The following is a 2012-nucleotide window of genomic DNA, read 5'->3' on the forward strand; positions in this document are numbered from 1 at the left end:
TGCGTCGAAGGCCATCTTCGTGCCGCGCGGCGTGGGCAACTCCTACCAGACACTCGAGCCCGACACCGCGTACACGTATCTCGTCAACGACCACTGGTCCGCGGACGCGTCCTACTCCTTCCTGAATCTGGCTGACGAGACCGCGGCGATCTCCTGGCCGATCCCGCTCTCCGAGGTCGAGATCTCCGAGAAGGATCTCGCACACCCTCGCCTCGCCGACGTGATGCCGATCGGCGCGCGCAAGACCCTCGTCGTCGGCGCAGGCGGTCAGCTCGGCCGCGCATTGCGCGACGAGCTCGGCGACCTCCCGCACATCGAATGGACGACCCGTGCCGAGTTCGATCTCGGCGATCCGGAAGCGGCCACGTCGCGGCGCTGGCGCGACTACGACACCATCATCAACGCCGGCGCCTACACGGCTGTCGATCTCGCCGAGACTCGGGACGGACGTCGGGATGCGTGGACGGCGAACGCCGCAGGTCCCGCGGCGTTGGCGCGCATCGCCGGCGAGTACGGCCTCACCCTGGTGCACGTGTCGAGCGACTACGTCTTCGACGGTTCCGCCGACCGGGCGTATCGCGAAGACGACGCCGTGTGTCCGCTGGGCGTGTACGGGCAGTCGAAGGCAGCGGGCGATCTCGCCGTCGGGATGGTGCCTCGTCACTACGTGCTGCGCACGTCCTGGGTCATCGGCGAGGGGAAGAACTTCGTCCGCACGATGGCGTCGCTCGCGGAGCGTGGGATCGATCCGAAGGTCGTCGACGATCAGCGCGGACGTCTCACGTTCGCGACCGAGATCGCCCGGGCCATCGCCCACCTGCTCGCGACGGGCGCGCCGTACGGCACCTACAACATCACCGGTGCGGGGGAGCCCCGTACCTGGGCCGAACTCGCCGCGGACATCTTCGCGCTCGTCGGCGCGGATCGCTCGCGGGTCTCCGGAGTGAGCACGGGCGAGTACTTCGCCGGTGCGGAGGGCCCTGTCGCTCCACGGCCGCTGAACAGCGTCCTCGATCTCGTGAAGATCGAGGGGACCGGGTTCGTCCCGCGCGACGCCGGGGAACAGCTCGAGGAGTACCTGCGCTCGTGAGCGCGCCCGCCCCGGCGGCCTCGCGATCACGGATGTCGGTGCGAACCCCGCGGTTCCGCACCGACATCCAGGCCCTGCGAGCGGTGGCCATCGCCCTCGTGGTGCTCAACCACCTCTGGCCGGAGCGGATGACCGGCGGATACGTCGGCGTCGATGTGTTCTTCGTCATCTCCGGCTTCCTCATCACGGGGCACCTGGTCGCCGAGCTCGATCGCACCGGACGGATCCGGTTGGCGCCGTTCTATGCGCGGCGCATCAGACGCCTGCTGCCGGCCGCGCTCCTCGTGCTCGCCGTCACCCTGATCGGGGTGTGGCTGCTGCTGCCGTACCCACGGTGGACGGACAATGCGGTCCAGGCGATCTCGAGCGCCTTGTACGTCGAGAACTGGACATTGGCGGGCCTCTCCGTCGACTACTCCGCGCACAATGCGGCAGCGAGTGCAGTGCAGCACTTCTGGTCACTCTCCGTCGAGGAGCAGTTCTACCTCGTCTGGCCGCTGCTGCTGCTCGGAACCGCGGCCGTGATCGCCCGCCGAGGTGTCGGCGGGGATCGGCGTCGGGCGCTGCAGGCGGTCGTGCTCATCGTTCTCGTCCTCTCCTTCGCGAGCAGCGTCGTGTACACGACCGCGTTCCCCTCGCAGGCGTATTTCGTGACCTTCACCCGTGCATGGGAGTTCGCGGCCGGGGCGGCGATCGCGCTGATCCCCGTGACGGCCTTGCAGCGCATCAACGCGTTCGCCGCTTCCGGTCTCGCGGTCCTCGGATATGTGGGCATCGCGGTGGCGGCGTTCCTGTACGGGCCGCAGACGGGCTATCCGGGAGTCGCGGCCCTCCTGCCAGTGGTGGCCACCGCCGCCGTGATCCTCGCCGGCACGGGCCGAAGAGCGCCGTTGTGGGGCGTGGCCGTCGTGACCGATCGGCG

2 protein-coding genes are annotated in these 2012 nt (G+C 69.1%); both read left to right on the forward strand.

The features are described from left to right. Positions 1–1090: sugar nucleotide-binding protein (locus KZA10_RS13460; RefSeq protein ID WP_218683129.1), on the forward strand; the 1090-nt coding region annotated here is incomplete at its 5' end. Further along, the coding region (locus KZA10_RS13465) for an acyltransferase (protein ID WP_308289676.1) at positions 1087–2012 on the forward strand (926 nt) is incomplete at its 3' end. The genes KZA10_RS13460 and KZA10_RS13465, both read left to right, overlap by 4 nt.

Source organism: Microbacterium sp. BF1 (assembly GCF_019279095.1).
Taxonomy (GTDB): domain Bacteria; phylum Actinomycetota; class Actinomycetes; order Actinomycetales; family Microbacteriaceae; genus Microbacterium; species Microbacterium maritypicum.